At 70.0% G+C, this 16,140-nt stretch carries 10 protein-coding genes and 1 pseudogene; 5 read left to right on the top strand and 6 right to left on the bottom strand.

Going from position 1 to position 16,140, the window contains the following annotated elements:
• Positions 1-228 precede the first annotated feature (228 nt).
• A complete protein-coding gene (locus Aau02nite_RS39325; RefSeq protein ID WP_212993746.1) occupies positions 229-1,716 on the top strand; it encodes an arabinofuranosidase catalytic domain-containing protein in 1,488 nt (495 codons plus the stop codon).
• Positions 1,717-1,988: 272 nt separating this feature from the next.
• Positions 1,989-3,626 (top strand): glycoside hydrolase family 27 protein, encoded by a 1,638-nt coding sequence (locus Aau02nite_RS39320; RefSeq protein WP_212993745.1) that lies wholly within the window; start codon positions 1,989-1,991, stop codon positions 3,624-3,626.
• A 6-nt stretch (positions 3,627-3,632) separates the two neighbouring features.
• Here the strand turns inward: Aau02nite_RS39320 and Aau02nite_RS39315 are convergent, their stop codons facing one another.
• A complete protein-coding gene (locus Aau02nite_RS39315) occupies positions 3,633-4,274 on the bottom strand; it encodes a DUF998 domain-containing protein (RefSeq protein ID WP_212993744.1) in 642 nt (213 codons plus the stop codon).
• A gap of 48 nt (positions 4,275-4,322) precedes the next feature.
• Between Aau02nite_RS39315 and Aau02nite_RS39310 the strand changes: the two genes are divergently transcribed.
• Positions 4,323-5,465 carry a glycosyltransferase gene (locus Aau02nite_RS39310; protein ID WP_212993743.1) on the top strand — a complete coding sequence of 381 codons (1,143 nt, stop codon included), beginning with the start codon at positions 4,323-4,325 and terminating at the stop codon, positions 5,463-5,465.
• A gap of 59 nt (positions 5,466-5,524) precedes the next feature.
• Complete coding sequence (locus Aau02nite_RS39305; protein ID WP_212993742.1) at positions 5,525-6,766, top strand: SGNH/GDSL hydrolase family protein; 1,242 nt, start codon at positions 5,525-5,527, stop codon at positions 6,764-6,766.
• A gap of 90 nt (positions 6,767-6,856) precedes the next feature.
• Here the strand turns inward: Aau02nite_RS39305 and Aau02nite_RS39300 are convergent, their stop codons facing one another.
• Entirely contained in the window at positions 6,857-8,230 is a 1,374-nt protein-coding gene (locus Aau02nite_RS39300) for a CE1 family esterase (RefSeq protein WP_212993741.1), read from the bottom strand.
• A gap of 266 nt (positions 8,231-8,496) precedes the next feature.
• Here Aau02nite_RS39300 and Aau02nite_RS39295 point away from each other — a divergent pair, with 266 nt between their 5' ends.
• The gene (locus Aau02nite_RS39295; RefSeq protein ID WP_246595788.1) at positions 8,497-10,212 is read left to right on the top strand and encodes a hypothetical protein; all 1,716 of its coding nucleotides are present in this window, start codon (positions 8,497-8,499) and stop codon (positions 10,210-10,212) included.
• 6 nt (positions 10,213-10,218) lie between these two features.
• Here the strand turns inward: Aau02nite_RS39295 and Aau02nite_RS39290 are convergent, their stop codons facing one another.
• The 4 genes and pseudogenes from Aau02nite_RS39290 to Aau02nite_RS39275 all read right to left on the bottom strand — a co-directional run.
• Complete coding sequence (locus Aau02nite_RS39290; RefSeq protein WP_212993739.1) at positions 10,219-11,646, bottom strand: glycoside hydrolase family 10 protein; 1,428 nt, start codon at positions 11,644-11,646, stop codon at positions 10,219-10,221.
• 31 nt (positions 11,647-11,677) lie between these two features.
• A complete protein-coding gene (locus tag Aau02nite_RS39285) occupies positions 11,678-14,017 on the bottom strand; it encodes a beta-L-arabinofuranosidase domain-containing protein (protein WP_212993738.1) in 2,340 nt (779 codons plus the stop codon).
• A gap of 93 nt (positions 14,018-14,110) precedes the next feature.
• Positions 14,111-15,613, bottom strand: coding sequence for a non-reducing end alpha-L-arabinofuranosidase family hydrolase (locus Aau02nite_RS39280; RefSeq protein WP_212993737.1), 1,503 nt, complete (start codon positions 15,611-15,613; stop codon positions 14,111-14,113).
• Between the two features lie 56 nt (positions 15,614-15,669).
• A pseudogene (locus Aau02nite_RS39275) lies at positions 15,670-16,140 on the bottom strand (RICIN domain-containing protein); the annotation flags it as partial.

Genomic DNA, 16,140 nt, shown 5'->3' with positions numbered 1-16,140 from the left:
GCGACGCCATCGGCAGACGGAGCCGTAGCGTATGACGTATGACGTTTGCTCCGCCGACGTTAAGGCGGCGTTTCCACGGTGTCAAGGACACTTGTCGATGCGTAAATTCGGCCCCGATCAGAAACTCCGGGCCCGAAATGTGTAACGACCTCCGGCCCGATGAAGTCGCATTGACATTCACCGATTTTTGTATCCATGCTGGCGGACCCATACCTCGGGAGGCCGTTCATGGTCGTTTCGAAACGGCGGCGCCGCCACTTCCGGCAACTGCTCGCGGCGGGCGCCACCCTCGTTCTCACCCTCGTCGTCGCCGGCCCCGCGGCCGCCGCGACCATCCAGCCGGGACAGACCGCCCCGATCGTGGGCAGCCAGTCCGGACGCTGCCTGACCGTCGCCGGCTCCGGCAACGGCACCCAGGCACAGCTGCGGGACTGCACCGGCGCCGCCGGCCAGACCTGGACCTACACCGCGGCGAGGCAGCTGACGGTCCACGGCACCAAGTGCCTGGACGCCTCCGGACGGGGCACCGCCAACGCCACCCCGGTCATCATCTGGGACTGCAACGGACAGGCCAACCAGCAGTGGACCGTCACCTCGAGCGGCGCCATCAGCGGCGTGCCCTCCGGCCGCTGCCTGGACGCCAACGGGCAGGGCACGGCCAACGGCACCGGCATCATCCTTTGGGACTGCCACGGGCAGAGCAACCAGCAGTGGGACTCGCCGGCCGGCCCGGACCCGGAGCCGCCGGCCGGCGCCGGCCCGTGCGATCTCTACGCCTCCGGAGGCACGCCGTGCGTCGCCGCCCACAGCACGGTCCGCGCGCTCTACGGCTCGTACGGCGGCCACCTCTACCAGGTACGGCGCTCCTCCGACAACACGACCCGCAACGTCGGCCTGCGCAGCGCGGGAGGCACCGCCGACGCCACCGCCCAGGATGCGTTCTGCGGCGGGACCACGTGCGTCATCACCGTCGTCTACGACCAGTCCGGCCGGGGGAACGACCTCTGGTACCAGGGTTCGAGCGTCGTGCCGGGCTCGACCCAGAGCCGCCCCGCCATCGCGACATCCGAGTCGCTGACGATCGGCGGCGCCAAGGCGTACTCGCTGTTCATCAACCCCGGCAACAGCTACTGGCGCGACGGCCACCTGACCGGAGTCCCGACCGGCAGCGCCCCCGAGGGAATGTACGCGGTGCTCAGCGGCACCCACGTCAACAACGGCTGCTGCTTCGACTACGGCAACAGCGAGACCACGCGGGCCGCCGACGCGGCCGGAGCCATGGACGCCATCAACTTCAGTACGCAGTGCTGGTTCGGCGGATGCTCCGGCACCGGCCCCTGGGTCCAGGCCGACCTCGAGTGGGGACTGTTCCCCGGCGGCAGCCAGTCCTGGAACCCGAACCAGCGGTCCTTCACCAGCAAGTTCGTCACGGCGACGCTGAAGAACAACGGGACCTCGCGCTTCGCCATCAAGGGCAGCAACGCGCAGTCCGGCAGCCTTTACACGCTCTGGGACGGCGCTCTGCCACCCGGCTACAGCCCGATGAAGAAGCAGGGCGCCATCATCCTGGGCAGCGGCGGCGACTGCTGCAAGCCCGGGGGCGGCGCCAACCTCAGCGCCGGCACCTTCTACGAGGGCGCCATGGTCGCCGGCTACCCGTCGGACGCCACCGAGAACGCGGTCCAGGCCAACGTCATCGCCGCCGGATACCGCTGACCCGCCCATCCCCGCGAGGAACCGCAGCTTCATCCTGCGGATCCCCGACAACTACGACAGCAACCGTCCGCGGCCGGCACCCGGGTGCAGATCTGGGACTGCAACGGGGGCGCCGACCAGCGCTGGACCCGCGCGTAATTGTGTTATGCGCGGCGGCTCCGAAAAGTCGCCGCGCACCGGATGACATTCTCACTCTTGAATGCCACGAAACATTCTGGCAACCTTGTGAATCCGGATGTTAACGTTCACTATCCTGGACAGGTCGGTATTCCATGAAAGCTCTGAAAACTCTGCTCGCCGCCGGGCTCCTGGTGCTGTCGGGCACGGCGTTCGTCGCTTCCGCGGCGACGCCGGCGCAGGCGCTGGACAACGGGGTGGGCCGCACGCCGCCGATGGGATGGAACAGCTGGAACACGTTCTTCTGCAACATCAACGAATCGTTGATCCGCGGGATGGCCGACAGCATCGTCAGCTCCGGCATGCGCGAGGCCGGCTACGAGTACGTGGTGGTCGACGACTGCTGGATGAACCCGAACCGCGACTCGAGCGGCAACCTGCAGGGTGACCCGACCCGCTTCCCCAGCGGTATGAAGGCGCTCGGCGACTACATCCACAGCAAGGGCCTCAAGTTCGGGATCTACCAGGCGCCGCTCGACCGGACGTGTGCGCAGTACTTCGGCTCGTACCCGGGGGCGACCGGCAGCCAGGGCCACGAGGTCCAGGACGCCCGGCAGTTCGCCGCCTGGGGTGTGGACTACCTGAAGTACGACTGGTGCTCCCCCGCCGGCACCATCAACGACCAGGTCGCCACGTTCGCGAAGATGCGGGACGCGCTGGCCGCGACCGGGCGGCCGATCCTGTACAGCATCAACTCGAACAGCATCCACTCCAAGACCGGGCCGCAGCGCAACTGGGGTGATGTGGCGAACATCTGGCGCACCACCGAGGACATCCAGCTGGTCTGGAAAACCGACCAGGTCAACGACTACCCGATGGGCGTCCAGAACATCATCGACGTGAACGTGCCGCTGGCCGGATACGCCAGGCCGGGCGGCTTCAACGACCCGGACATGATGGAGGTCGGCCGGGGCACGCTGACCGACACCGAGCAGCGTTCCCACTTCGCCATGTGGGCGATCATGGCCGCGCCGCTGATCGCCGGCAACGACCTGCGCAACATGAGCACCGCGACCCAGACGATCCTGAAGAACCCCCGGCTCATCGCCATCAACCAGGACACCCTCGGCCTGCAGGGCGTCCAGGTCGCGGGCGACAGCAACCAGCGCGTGCTGGCCAAGCGGCTGGCCAACGGCGACGTCGCGGTGGCCCTGTTCAACCAGAGCGGCGCCACCCGGACGATCTCCACCACGGCCGCGGCGGTCGGCAAGACCGGAGCGTCGTCGTACAACCTGGTCGACGCCTGGAGCGGTGCGACGACGAGCACCACCGGCACGATCAGCGCGAGCGTGCCCGCACACGGGACGGTCGTCTACCGGGTCAGCGGCGGCACCAGCGGCGAACCGCCGGTGCCGGCCTCGACCAGCCTGGTCAGCACGTCGTCCGGGCGCTGCCTGGACGTGCCGAACAGCAACTCCGCCAACGGCACCCAGCCGGTCATCTGGGACTGCAACGGGGCCGCCAACCAGAAGTGGACGGTGTCCGGTCAGGCCCTGCAGTCGCTGGGCAAGTGCCTGGACGCCCCGACCGGCGCCACCGCGGGCACCAAGGCGCAGCTCTGGGACTGCAACGGCGGCACCAACCAGCAATGGACCTTCCAGACCAACGGCACCGTCCGTAACAACCAGGCCGGCCTCTGCCTCGACGTCAACAACAACCAGACCGCGAACGGCACCCTGACCCTGCTGTGGACCTGCACCGGGGCCACCAACCAGCAGTGGACCCGGCGCTGACCGCGGTCAGCTGCTGACGTCACCACCAGCACAGTGGGCGGCGGGCACCCCGGTGCCCGCCGCTTGCCGGCCGCCGGCCAGGCCGATCCAGCCGAGCCCGGCGAACAACGCGAGCCGTTCCAGCACCCCGCTCGGATTGCCCGGCAGCACTTCAGCGTCATCGAGCAGCACGAGCACACTGGCCGCCACGAACGACACCGCCATCACCGCCGCGACCACCCGCGCGGCCCGCCGCGGTCCGACGCCGGCCACCGCGGCGATCCCCGCGAGGCCCAGCGTGAGGGCGATCAGCTTGTGGATCAGCCCGCGCACCGTGTGCTCCTCGGGCACCCCCGGCGGGAAGCCCAGGCCGGCGTCGGTCCGGACGACGGCGAGGGCCACGAAACAGAGCCCGCACCACAGGATCAGGGCCACCGCCCGTCCGGCGGCCCGCCGGTGCAGCCCGGCGGCGCCCAGGATCAGCCAGAGGCCGCAGGTGGCGAGGTTGACCGTGCCGTACCAGCCGTTCGGCCCGAGCGACAGCTGACTGATCCAGTTGCGGGTCTCGTCGTAGCCGGGCCGGGTGAGGCCGTCCCATGTGCTCACGACGATCATCTGCACCGCGGCGAGCGCCCCGAAAGCCGGCAGCAGCCTCTGGCCCCGGTTCATCGAGTGAGCCTACGGGCAAGATGTCGGCATGGGGACGCGGGCCGAGCCGTGAGGATCGCCCACTTCTGCGACAGCCACGCCGGGCGGCCGGACGGCGTCGCCCGGTCGGCCGAGCTGACCGTACGGCTGCTGCGCGCAGCCGGCCACGAGGTCGACTTCTACCGTCCCGGACCGCTGCTGAGGCGCGGCGTCCGCTCGGTGCCGGTACCGGTGCGGCAGGTCCGCGTCGGACTGCCCTTCACCGCCCGGCCGGCCGAGGTGGTCCACGTGCACAGCACCGGGCCGATCGGGATGGCCGGGTTCCGCGCGGCCGCGGACTGGGGTGTGCCGCTGGTGATGACCTGGCACACCGACCTGCTGGCCTACGCCGACCTGTTCGCCGAGATCCCGGTCGGTGCCGCCTGGTGTGCCCTCCGGCTGGATCTGGGCTGGTCGCCGCGGGAGTTCCTGGAGCTGACCCGGCCCGGTGCGGTCCGCCGCCGCCGGTTGATCGCGCTGGGCCGGGCGATGTTCGCGCGGATGGCGGTGGCGATCGCACCCTCGGCCAAGGCGGCGGCCGGGTTCGCCGCGTTCGAGCCGGCCGCCGAGATCTGTGTGCTGCCCACGCCGGTGGCGTCCGTCGCGCCCCGGCCGGCCCGTCACCACGGGAACGTCGTGCTGTCGGTCGGCCGGGCGACCCCCGAGAAGAACCCGGAGTTGCTGCTGCGGGCGTTCGCCCGGGTGCGGGCGGCCCGGCCGGACGCCCGGCTGGTCATGCTCGGGGTGTCGCAGCAGGGCCGGCGCCTGGCTCGCCGGATCGCCGCGCTCGGGCTGGACGGCCATGTCCAGGTGCACCCGCCCGTGCCGCACGAGGCGGTCGCCGGTTTCTACCGCGCTGCCGATGTGCTCGCGTTCCCCTCCACCACCGACACCCAGAGCCTGGTGCTGGCCGAGGCCGAGGCGACCGGGCTACCGGTGGTGGTGGCCGACCCGGAACTCGCCGTCCGGCCGGGTGCCACCGAGGCCGGGCGTTTCGCCTGCGCACCGACGCCGCCGGCCTTCGCCGCCGCCCTGCTGCGCATGCTGGACGACGACGCCCTGCGGGCCCGGGCGGCGCGGGAGGGCAGGGCGGCCGTGGCGGCGTACCCGCCGGAGGTGTTCGTGCGCCGGCTGGCGGAGATCTACGACCGGGCCGGCCGGCGCCGCTCTTGACACATCGACGGCGCACGATGTGCAATGCGCCGACAACGATGTCAACGGCAGGGAGCCCGATGATTCTCCGGCGTCTGACCATGGCCGTCCTGCTGGCGGCGGCAACGGGAGCCACCGGAGCCGCGGCACCGGCTCTGGCCGCCGACCCGGTGCGCATCATGCCGCTGGGGGCGTCCATCACCTGGGGCACCTCGTCCACCGACGGCAACGGCTACCGCGAGGAGCTGCGCAGGCATCTGGCCGGCGAGGCCGGAGTCGCGATCGACTTCGTCGGCTCACAGCAGTCGGGCACCATGGCGGACCGCGACAACGAGGGCCACCCGGGTCTGCGCATCGATCAGATCGCGGCGAACGTGGACGCCTGGCTGGCCGCCGCCCGGCCCGACGTGGTGCTGCTCAACGTCGGCACGAACGACACCCTGCAGAACCACGACCTGCCGAACGCCCCGGCGCGGCTGGCGGGCCTGCTCGACCGGATCGTCGCCGCCCGCCCCACGGCCGCGGTGGTGTTCTCCACGCTGGTCCCCTCGGGTAACGCCACCAACGACAGCCGGGCGCGGACCTTCAACGCCGCCCTGCCCGAGGTCGCCGCGGCGCAGGTGGCGGCCGGGCACGACGTCCGGCTCGTCGACCTCACCAGCACCCTGACGGCGGCCGACATCGGCCCGGACACCATCCACCCCACCGACGGCGGATATGTCAAGATCGCCAACCTCTGGCACACCGCCCTGCGGCCCGTGCTGGGCACCGGCCGGCCCTGGCCGCTGTTCCGCGCCGATTTCGCGGCCACCGCCCAGCCCACCTGGACCGACAGCGTCCACGCGAGCGTGAACGTCGGCGGTTTCTGCTGCGGTCTGACCGCCATGGAGTCCGCCCGCCGGGCCGAGACCGCGCACGGCGGCACGTACGCCCTGATGTACTCCGGCAACGACACCAGCGCGACGCAGTCGTACTCGTACAACAAGATCTTCGACGTCCATGCCCCGATCGCCGCGGACACGACGCTGTCGTACTGGATCCATCCGCAGTATCCGGCCACGTCCGTCGCGCTCGACCTGTTCCTCACCGACGGCCGGAGCCTGCGCGACTCCGGGGCGACCGACCAGAACGGCGTCCGGGCCCACCCCCGCTTCCAGGGCCAGGACGGGCAGCTCGAGCTCAACAAGTGGAACCTCGTGCGGATCCCGCTGGGTGCCCTGGCCGGCGGCACCGTCGACCAGATCTGGATCGGCTACGACCAGCCCGGCACCACCGGCCTCTTCCGCGGCTACGTCGACGACATCGCCCTGGTCAGCGGCTGACCGGCGCCCGCACGCGCCCGATGCGAACGCGCTGCGGCTTGCGCGGCCCACAGCACGTCCGCATCGGACATTCCCCGGATGAGTGCGGTCTCAACTGGTGGCGCAGGGAACTCCACCGAGGGTGAAGGCGGTCGGTGCGGCACTGTTGCCGGTGTGCCCGGCCTGGAAGCCGAAGCTGACAGACCCACCGGCGGCGATGGCACCGTTGTAGCCGACGTTGCGGGCCGTCACCTGGCCGGCGGCCGGCGCGTAGGTGGCGTTCCAGCCGGCCGTGATGGTCTGCCCCGCGGCCAGGGTGAAGGTCAGCGCCCAGCCGTCGACGGCGGCCGGGCCGGTGTTGGTGAGGGTGATGTCGGCGGTCAGCCCGGAGTTCCAGGCGTTGACCTTGCTGGACACCCGGCAGGCCGGATCGCTGGGCTCGCTCGGCCCGGGGCTGCTGGGTCCCGGGGTGCTGGGTCCCGGGGTGCTGGGCACGGGATCGCTGGGCACCGGGCCCGAGGGCGTAGGGCTCGAGGGCGTCGGCACTGCGGGCGAGGTCGCCGGTCCGAACTGGCTCAGGAAGCGCCAGACCTCGCCGGTCGTCCACGTGGTCGCGGTGTTGTTGGCGCCGCCGTCGGCGGGCTCCGGCGTGTGGTCGCCGTCGAAGGCGGCCCACTGCACCGGATACCCGGCCCGGCACCCGGCGTACGCGGTCGTGATGTGCCGCAGGCTGCCGTTCGGGGGCTCCGGCGGGTTCTGGGCGGTGCAGCCGTTGACCCGCACGAAGGTGTCGCGGATCTGCCGTCCGCGGCTGACGCTCAGCACGCTGTCGCGGGTGCCGTGGATGCCGAAGTAGGCCACCGGCTGCGTGCCGCCGGCGCAGCCGCTCAGCTGGGCGCCGGAGTACGCCACGACCGCACGGAAGACGGCCGGCCGGGCACAGGCCAGGGCGTAGCTCATCGAGCCGCCGTAGCTCCAGCCGAGCGCGAAACGCTGGGTGGTGTCGACGCAGAGGTCGTTCTCGACCACCCGCAGGATGTCGTCGACCAGCGTCACGTCGCGGCCGTTGGTGTTGGCCCACCCGGCGTCCAGGCCCTGCGGGGCGATGAAGATCGCGCCGTTGCCGGAGGCCCGCTGCTGGCCGTAGAACGCCCACCCGGCGCCGGCGGCACCGCCCCCGGCGGCGACGTTCTGGGCCGAGCCGTTGAGCCAGTGCAGCCCGACGAACAGGCGGTACTTCAGGGTCGGCTGGTAGTTGTCCGGAATACGCAGGATGTAGGTGCGCGACTGGCCGCCGCTCTGGATCGTGTACGTCCCGCTGCGCAGCGTCGGCGTCTTGCCGCACCCTGCCGTCGCCGCCAGCACGGAGGGCCCGCCGGCCGCGACGGTGCCGGCCGAGGCCGCTACCACGCCGGCACCGACCAGGAGCGCGGCGGCAGCCAGGACCACGCCCGCCAGCGACGAGATCCGTTGTCTGCTGACCATCGCGGCACTCCCCGGCTGATGAAACACGAATATGGACGCAGGCTACCGGGAGCGCTCCCATGCATTCAAGAACTTCACTATGGAATAGTTATCGACCTCCGCGACGCGTTCTCATAACAGTTTTCCGCCGGTGAGATTCTCCGTATTCGCCAACCGCGCTATGGCTGCACGGCAAGTCGTGTTAACTTCCTCGCGCTTACCGGGATCTCTGCGTACGGGGGTACGTCTTGTCCGAAGTGGTCACTGCGAGCGCGGCGAGGTCACCGGTGACCCGGCTGCTGCGGCACGAATGGACCGTCGCCACGGTCGGCTCGGTGCTGCTCGCGATCGTCATGGTGTGGCTGCTCCCGCCGTACGCGAGCCGGGTGGTCACCGGCGGCGTCAAGAAGGAGACCATCGCCAACCCGGCGGGCAGCATCATCGGTGACACCGGCGACCCGACGGCCCAGGCCTGGCTGGTCGCCTGGAACGGTCAGGCCCTGCGGCACGGCCTGCGCGGGCTGTGGCACACCAACGCCTTCTACCCCGACAGGTTCGGCCTGGCCTACACCGACACGCTGTTCGGCTACGGCCCGGCCGGGCTGATCGGCGACGGCGTGACGGCCGCCGTGCTGCGCTACAACATCCTGTTCGTGCTGACGTTCGCCCTGGCGTTCCTCGGCGGATACGCGCTGCTGCGCCAGCTGGGCGCCCAGTGGACGGCCGCCGCCCTGGCCGGCGCGGCCCTGGCCTACGCGCCCTGGCGGTACGACCACGCCGGTCACCTGAACATCATGTCCACCGGCGGCATCACCCTCGCTGTCGCGATGCTGGCCCGCGGCCACGGCTGGTCGCTGACCCGGGGTCACCGCGGCGACCGGATCCGGCCCGGCTGGGCCGTGGCCGGCTGGCTGGTCGCGGCCTGGCAGGTGAGCCTCGGTTTCGGCATCGGGCTCGGCTTCGTCTACCTGCTCGCGCTGGCCTGCGTGGGTGCGGCGATCGGCTGGCTGGTCCGCGGGCGCCCGCCGCTGGGCCGGCGGCTGATCCTCGCCGACCTCATCGGCGGGCTGATCTTCACCGCGGTCACGGCCTTCTTCGCGTACGGCTACCAGCAGGTCCGCGAGCTGTACCCGTACGTGACCCGGTCCTGGGACTACGTCGCCGTGTTCTCCCCGACACCGCGGGGGCTGTTCGTCGCACCGCAGTACTCCCTGCCGTGGGGCACCCTGCACAACGACGCGCGGGCCGCGCTCGGCAACGCCGCCAACGAAAAGGCACTGCTGTGCGGGTACGCGCTGTACCTGCTGGCCTTCGGCGGGCTGCTGCTGTCGTCGTGGACGGTGCGGCAGCGGCTGTACCTGCTCGCCGGCACGGTTCTCGGGATCCTGTTCGCGTTGGGCACCAACGGGCCCACGTACCGCCTGCTGTACGAGTACGTGCCCGGTTTCGACGGCAGCCGTACCCCCGGCCGGTTGATCCTGTGGCCGACGATCTGCCTGGCCGTGCTCGCCGCCGGCCTGCTCACCAGGCTCGCTCAACTGGCCCGGGAGGCGACTCTGCCGCAGTGGTGGAAGGTCGCCGTCCGGGTGCTGACCATTCCCCCGCTGCTGCTGGTGCTGGCCGAGGGCATGCCGGACATGGACCACCCGGACACCCCGGCCCCACCGGCCGCGTTCACCCAGGCCTCGGCCCCGTTGATGGTGCTGCCCTCCGACGAGAACGTCGACACCAACGTCCTGCTCTGGTCGACCGACGGCTTCCCGCTGATGGTGAACGGGGCGTCCGGCTACATCCCGCCGGACCATCAGGGGCTCCGCGACCTGATGCAGACGTTCCCGAGCGAGCCCAGCCTGGATCGGCTACGCCAGCTCGGCATCCGCAGCGTGGTCGTGGTCCGTGACCGCATTCCCGGCACGCCGTACGAGGCGGTGCTGTTCGCACCGACCCCGCCCGGCGTCATCCGGCAGGACATCGGACCGGACATCCTCTACACCATCAGCTGACCCCGGTCACGGGCTGGTGCACGTGAGGGAGCCGGGGGCCGTACCGGTGCTGCCGTTGACCAGGAAACCGAAGCTGGTCGAGGCGTTCGCGCCGACAGAGCCGTTGTACGCGGCGTTGCGGACACTGATCGTGCCGCTGGTGCCGGTATTGATGCCGTTCCAGACGTTGGCGACGGTCTGCCCGCCGGCCAGCGTCAGCTGCACGGTCCAGCCGGTGAGGGCGGCGGAGCCGTTGTTGGCCACGGTCACCTCACCCTGGTAGCCACCGTTCCAGGTGCTGGCCGTGCGGTAGGTCGCCGTGCAGGCGCCGGGCTGCCCGGTGACGGGCGGAGTGCTCGGCGGCGTGCTGGGCGGAGTGCTCGGCGGGGTGCTGGGCGGGGTGCTCGGGGGTGTGCTCGTCCCGGGCACCGTGGTGGAGGCGGCGTTGAGAGCGTTGAGGACCGAGGTGTACGCGGGCTTGGGGTTGCTGTTGCGGTCGAACAGCAGCGGGTTCTCGTTGCCCCGCCAGGAGTCGCTGTCCCTGATCCCCCACGTCGTGATGCCGACGCAGCGGGGGACGTTCATGCACGCCTGGGTCAGCCCTTGGTACTGGCTGCTCGACGCGTTGGTCACGTCGGCCTCGGTCAGGGCCACGTCCACACCCAACGCGGCGAAGCTCGACAGCGTCTGCTGGAAGTTGCCCGGCAGCGAGCTACCCCCGGTGAAGTGGGTCTGCAGGCCGACACAGTCGATCGGGACCCCGCGGGCCTTGAAGTCGCGGATCATGTTGTAGACGCCCTGCGTCTTGGCGTACGTCCAGTTCTCGATGTTGTAGTCGTTGTAACAGAGCTGCACGCCCGGATCGGCGGCCCGCGCAGCCCGGAACGCCGCCTCGATCCAGTCGTTGCCGGTGGCCTGCAGGTTCGACGAGCGCCGGCTGCCGTTCTCGGCGAAGGCCTCGTTGACCACGTCCCAGGCGTAGAGCTTGCCCTTGTAGTGGGCCATCACGCCGTTGATGTGGTCGATCATCGCCTGGCGCAGAGCGCTGCCGCTGAGGCTGCCCCAGAATCGCGGCTGCTGGGCGTGCCAGGCCAGGGTGTGGCCGCGGAACCGCATGCCGCGCTGGGTGGCCCAGTTGTAGATCGCGTCACCGGCCCGGAAGTCGAACTGGCCCCGGTTGGGCTCGGTGGCGTCGGGCTTCATCTCGTTGACGGCGGTCATCATGTCGAATTCGCGGTTCGCGATGGTCAGGAAGCCGTTGTCGGTGAGGCGGTCCCTGCCCATCGCGGCGCCGAAGTACCGGCCGCTGCGCTCGGCGGCGGCCTTCAGGGTGGTTCCGGGCGGACCGGTGAGATCGGCGTGGGCCAGGGTGGCCACGGCCACCGAGGACACGGCGATCACCACGGCACAGGCAGCGCCGAGCAGCAGTCGGGCGCGAGCGGCAATGACGGTCATCTGTACGGTTCCTCCTCGTGCACGGGCCCGGTCAGGCGAGCTTGACCAGGCGCCAGACGTTGTCGGCGGAGCCGTTGTCGGAGTCCTGGACGGCCTGGGCGCCATAGGTGTTGGCGCCGTTGAGGATGGCCAGCAGCTTCCCGCTGTTGACGTTGCGGATCTTGTAGGTGCCGTTGCCGAGGTCGACCAGCGTCCAGCGGTGGTCGGCGGTGCCGGTGTCCCCCCACTGCAGGACCCGGGCGTTGTCGGCCGTCGACATGTTCTCGACGCCGAGCACTTTGCCGCTGTTGACGTTGCGGAACCGGACGGCGTTGCCGTCGGTGATCCTGACCCAGTTGTGGTCGGCCGTACCGGTGTCACCCCACACCACGGCGAGCCCGCCGTCGGCGGTGGACATGTCCTTCACGCCCAGGACCAGGCCGGTTGCGACGTTGACCAGCTTGTAGGTCTCACCGCCGCCGGGGATGCTGCCGTTGGCGTTCCAGTAGACGGTGTAGTTGAAGCCGTGCGCGTCGTGGAACGGCCCGATGGGCACGGCCGTGCCGTTGGCCGTCGCGGTGAAGGCCAGGCTCGACGTGCTGGTCCGGGCGATGGACGAGACGGTCAGCGACGGCGGCGAGGACAACGCGGTGTTGCCGTAGTTGCCGCAGAGCACCGCCGGCCCGTAGGTGATCGCCTGGACGTTGGCGTTGTCGTTGGCGGCCACCATGACCACCCGCATCGGCAGCTTGACCGTCAGCGTGTCCCCCGCGGCCCAGGTCCGGGTGATGGTCGCGTAGCTGCCCGGCGTCGCGGTGACGGCCTGGGTGGTTCCGTTGACGGCGATGACCGGGTTCTGCGTCCAGGACGGGATCCGTACCCGGATGCTCCAGCTGCCGCTCATGGTGCCGGACAGGGTCAGGGTGGTGGTGTCACTGACCGGGTACGTCGTGGACTGGGTGACCGTGATGCCGCGCTGCGACCAGTTCAGCGTCGAGGGCACGAACAGGTTGACGGTCAGGGTGGTGCCGGCGAAGAAGTAGATGGAGTCCATCAGCTTGGTGTTGGTCTCGATGCCGGTGCCCTGGCAGCACCAGAACGAGTTGTAGTCGGTCGAGTAGGTGCCGCCGCCCCAGGCCGGGCCCACCCCGCGACGCCCGCCCGGCCTGAGCGGGGTGAAGTAGGTGACGCCGCCGTGGCTGTCGGCCGGGTTCTGCGCACCGATCAGGTGGTTGAGCAGGGCCCGCTCGTAGTAGTCGAAGTAGCCGGCGTTGTTCGGGTCGAGCAGCCACAGCTCCCGGGTGAGCTTGAGCATGTTGTGGGTGTTGCAGTGCTCGCAGGTGTCGTTGCTCAGGTAGCCGGCGATCGCGTTCGGGGGCCGGAAGTGCTCGGCCTGGCTGTTGCCGCCGATCACGTACGTGTGGGCCCGGGTGGTGATCGCCCAGGCGTTGGCGGCGATGTCGCGGTAGCGGGTCGTGCCGGTCGCCTTGTACTCGCGGGCCGCGCCGATCCACTTGGGTACCTGGGTGTTGGCGTGCTTGCCGTTGAGCTCGTCGACGTTGGCGGCGAGCGGGTTGAACACGGCCTGGTGGTCGAAGCGCTGGGCGACGGTCAGCCAGCGGGTGTCGCCGGTCTGCTGGTAGATGTCGGCCAGCACCTCGTTCATGCCACCGAACTCGGTGCCCAGCATCGCCTGCATCTGGCTCGCGCTCAGCCGCGCGGTACGGGTGTCGACCCAGCCGGCCAGCGCGAGCAGCACCGTACGGGCCTGGTCGTTGCCGATGTAGCGCCAGACGTCGAGCAGGCCGGCCAGGGTCTTGTGGATGCAGTAGTAGGGCACGTTGCCGTTCGACAGCGTGCGCGCCTCGAGCGCGGTGAAGTCGGACTCCGGGAAGCCCGACAGGTAACCTGCGCTGAACCCGGCCGCGCCGTTGTTGGCCTGGCACCGGGCCAGCTCGGCGACCATGGAGTTGGCCTTGTCCCGGCACGTGGTGTCGCCGAGCACCGCGTAGGCCTGGGCCCAGGCGGTCAGGAAGTGCCCCTGCATGTGGGACCGGAAGGGGAAGGACGGGGCGTCCCAGCCGCCGTTGGTCGCCGCGCCGTTGGTCGACAGCCGGTGGTTGGACCGGAAGACGTAGAGCATCCGGTTGACGTCGACGAACCTCAGGTAGTTCAGGGTCCGGCTCTGGTTCTCCATGAACCGGCCGGCGGTCAGCCGCACCTCACCCGGCTTGAAGGCGAACGCCGCCGCGCCGATGTCCGGGCGGACCGGGGGCACGATTGCGGCCGCGGCGGGCCGGGCGTCCAGGACGCTCGCACCGGCGGTGGTGACCAGGGCGGCGGCACCGGTGGCCTGCAGCAGGCGGCGGCGGCTGAATGCGGAGGACGACATGCGGGGACTCCTGTCGGGGGCGATCAGAGAGCGGGTGATCAGGTGGAAGCGGAGATGGGTGGGCAGGCCCGGGCGGGCCTGCCCACCACACGGTCAGCGCTGTCGGGTCAGCAGACCCGGGCGGTACGGCAGCAGCCCGTAGTCGCCGCCGGAGCTCGGCGAGCGGCCCTGGTAGAGCAGCTGCAGGTTGCACGGATCGATGGTCATGGTCTGGTCCGCACTGGTACGGATCAGCTCACCGTGGCTGATGTCGTTGGTCCACGTCGCGCCGCTGTTGGCCTTGCCCGCGAACGGGTTGCTCTCGGTGGCGGCGTTCGGCGTCCACGAGCCGTTGAGGCTGGTCGCGGTGAACGAGCGGAAGTAGCGGCCGTTCGCGCCGATCGCCTCGACGATCATCAGGTACTGGTTCTGGCCCTGCACCTTGTAGACCTGCGGCGCCTCGAACAGGTTGTTCGTGGTGTCGCTCATGATGGTGGTGTAGGAGGAACCGAAGTTGCCGGGGAAGTTGCCGATCGGCATGCTGGCCCGGTAGATCTTGCCGTTGTCGCCGGCGAAGAACAGGTACATGTTCTGCCCGTCACCGATGATCGTCTGGTCGATCGGCCCGGTCCCCGATCCGGTGATGCTGCCGGTGAACAGGGCCTGCGGGGCCGACCAGCCGTTCGGGTTGGTGGGGTCGTTGGACGTGCGGTAGATGAACGGCCAGGAACCCCACTGGTAGGTCAGGACCCAGATGTTCTTCGGGGCGAAGTAGAACAGCGACGGCGCGACCGTGGCCGACGACATCGTGTTCTGGCTGGCCGAGCCGAGCTCGGAGAAGTTGTTGACCAGGCTGAAGTTCATCGAGCCCCAGCCGCTGGTCGACGTGGTGCCGTGCGTGGTGGCGTAGACCAGGTGCTTGCCGTTGTACGGCGCGGTGGTGAAGTCCTTCAGCGAGGCCCAGCCCGCCTTCGGGGTGGCCAGCTGACCGGTCGAGGTCCAGCGGTAGCTCGTCGGCAGGGTGCAGGAGCCGCCGGGCGGTGGCGTCGTCGGCGTGGTGGGAGTGGTGCCACCCACGCGGACCAGCTGCCACTGCTGGTTGGTGCCGTTCCAGTCGGCGTACTGCACGACGTTGCCGCCGTCGGCCGTGGAGGCGCCCTGCACCTCGATGGCCTTGTTGCTGTTGCGGTTGATCAGCTGGATGTAACCCTCGATGTCCTGGATGCTGAACTGCTGGTTGGTGGAGTTGTTGTCGGTCCACTGCACGATCGCGCCGCCGTCGGCGGTGGAGAAGTTGTGGACGTCCAGCACCTTGCCGGAAAGCCGCGACTTGAGCCGGTAGAAGCCGCCACCGGAGTCGACGAACTGCCACTGCTGCTGGCTACCGTCGTTGCGCGCCCACTGGGTGATCCGGGCGCCGTCGGTGGTGGCCAGGTTGTAGACGTCGAGGGCCTTACCGCTGTTGCGGTTGACCAGGATGTACGACGCGTTGGTGTCGATGGTCGCAGCCGAGGCGGCCGGCGCGTTCACGACCGTGAACACTCCGGCGGCCAGCGTGGTCAGCGCCGCGGCTGTGGCCACCAGCCATCGGCGGCGCCGGTTCGGGGATGTCGTCACAAGTGTCCTCCGGGTTCAGTGACTGACGGGGAAATCGGGGAACAGCAGTGCTAGCCGATCCGATTCAGCTGCCATTGCTGGTTGGTGCCGTTCCAGTCGGCGTACTGCACGACGTTGCCGCCGTCGGCGGTCGAGGCGCCCTGCACCTCGACGGCCTTACCGCTGTTGCGGTTGATCAACTGGATGTATCCGTCGATGGTCTGGATGCTGAACTGCTGGTTGGCGGCGTTGTTGTCCGACCACTGCACGATCGTGCCGCCGTCCGCGGTGGACGCGCCGGAGACGTCCAGCACCTTGCCGGAAAGCCGCGACTTGAGCCGGTAGAAGCCACCACCGGAGTCGACGAACTGCCACTGCTGCTGGTTGCCGTTGTTCCGGCTCCACTGGGTGATCCGGGCGCCGTCGGTGGTGGCCAGGTTGTACACGTCGATGGCCCGGTTGCTGTTGCGGTTGACCAGCACGTACCAGGCTCCGGGCTCCACCGTCGAGCCGCCGCCTCCCCCGTTGCCGGCGTTGAGGGCGTTGAG

Source organism: Actinoplanes auranticolor, from assembly GCF_018332655.1.
Taxonomy (GTDB): domain Bacteria; phylum Actinomycetota; class Actinomycetes; order Mycobacteriales; family Micromonosporaceae; genus Actinoplanes; species Actinoplanes auranticolor.
Note: the sequence above shows the minus strand (reverse complement) of the source record. Positions and strands in the feature narration are given on the sequence as shown.

Coding starts and splice junctions, on each gene's coding strand:
- Aau02nite_RS39285 (WP_212993738.1), bottom strand. CDS start 14,017: ATGTCGTCCTCCGCATTCAGCCGCCGCCGCCTGCTGCAGGCCACCGGT.
- Aau02nite_RS39300 (WP_212993741.1), bottom strand. CDS start 8,230: ATGGTCAGCAGACAACGGATCTCGTCGCTGGCGGGCGTGGTCCTGGCT.
- Aau02nite_RS39305 (WP_212993742.1), top strand. CDS start 5,525: ATGATTCTCCGGCGTCTGACCATGGCCGTCCTGCTGGCGGCGGCAACG.
- Aau02nite_RS39325 (WP_212993746.1), top strand. CDS start 229: ATGGTCGTTTCGAAACGGCGGCGCCGCCACTTCCGGCAACTGCTCGCG.
- Aau02nite_RS39315 (WP_212993744.1), bottom strand. CDS start 4,274: ATGAACCGGGGCCAGAGGCTGCTGCCGGCTTTCGGGGCGCTCGCCGCG.
- Aau02nite_RS39320 (WP_212993745.1), top strand. CDS start 1,989: ATGAAAGCTCTGAAAACTCTGCTCGCCGCCGGGCTCCTGGTGCTGTCG.
- Aau02nite_RS39290 (WP_212993739.1), bottom strand. CDS start 11,646: ATGACCGTCATTGCCGCTCGCGCCCGACTGCTGCTCGGCGCTGCCTGT.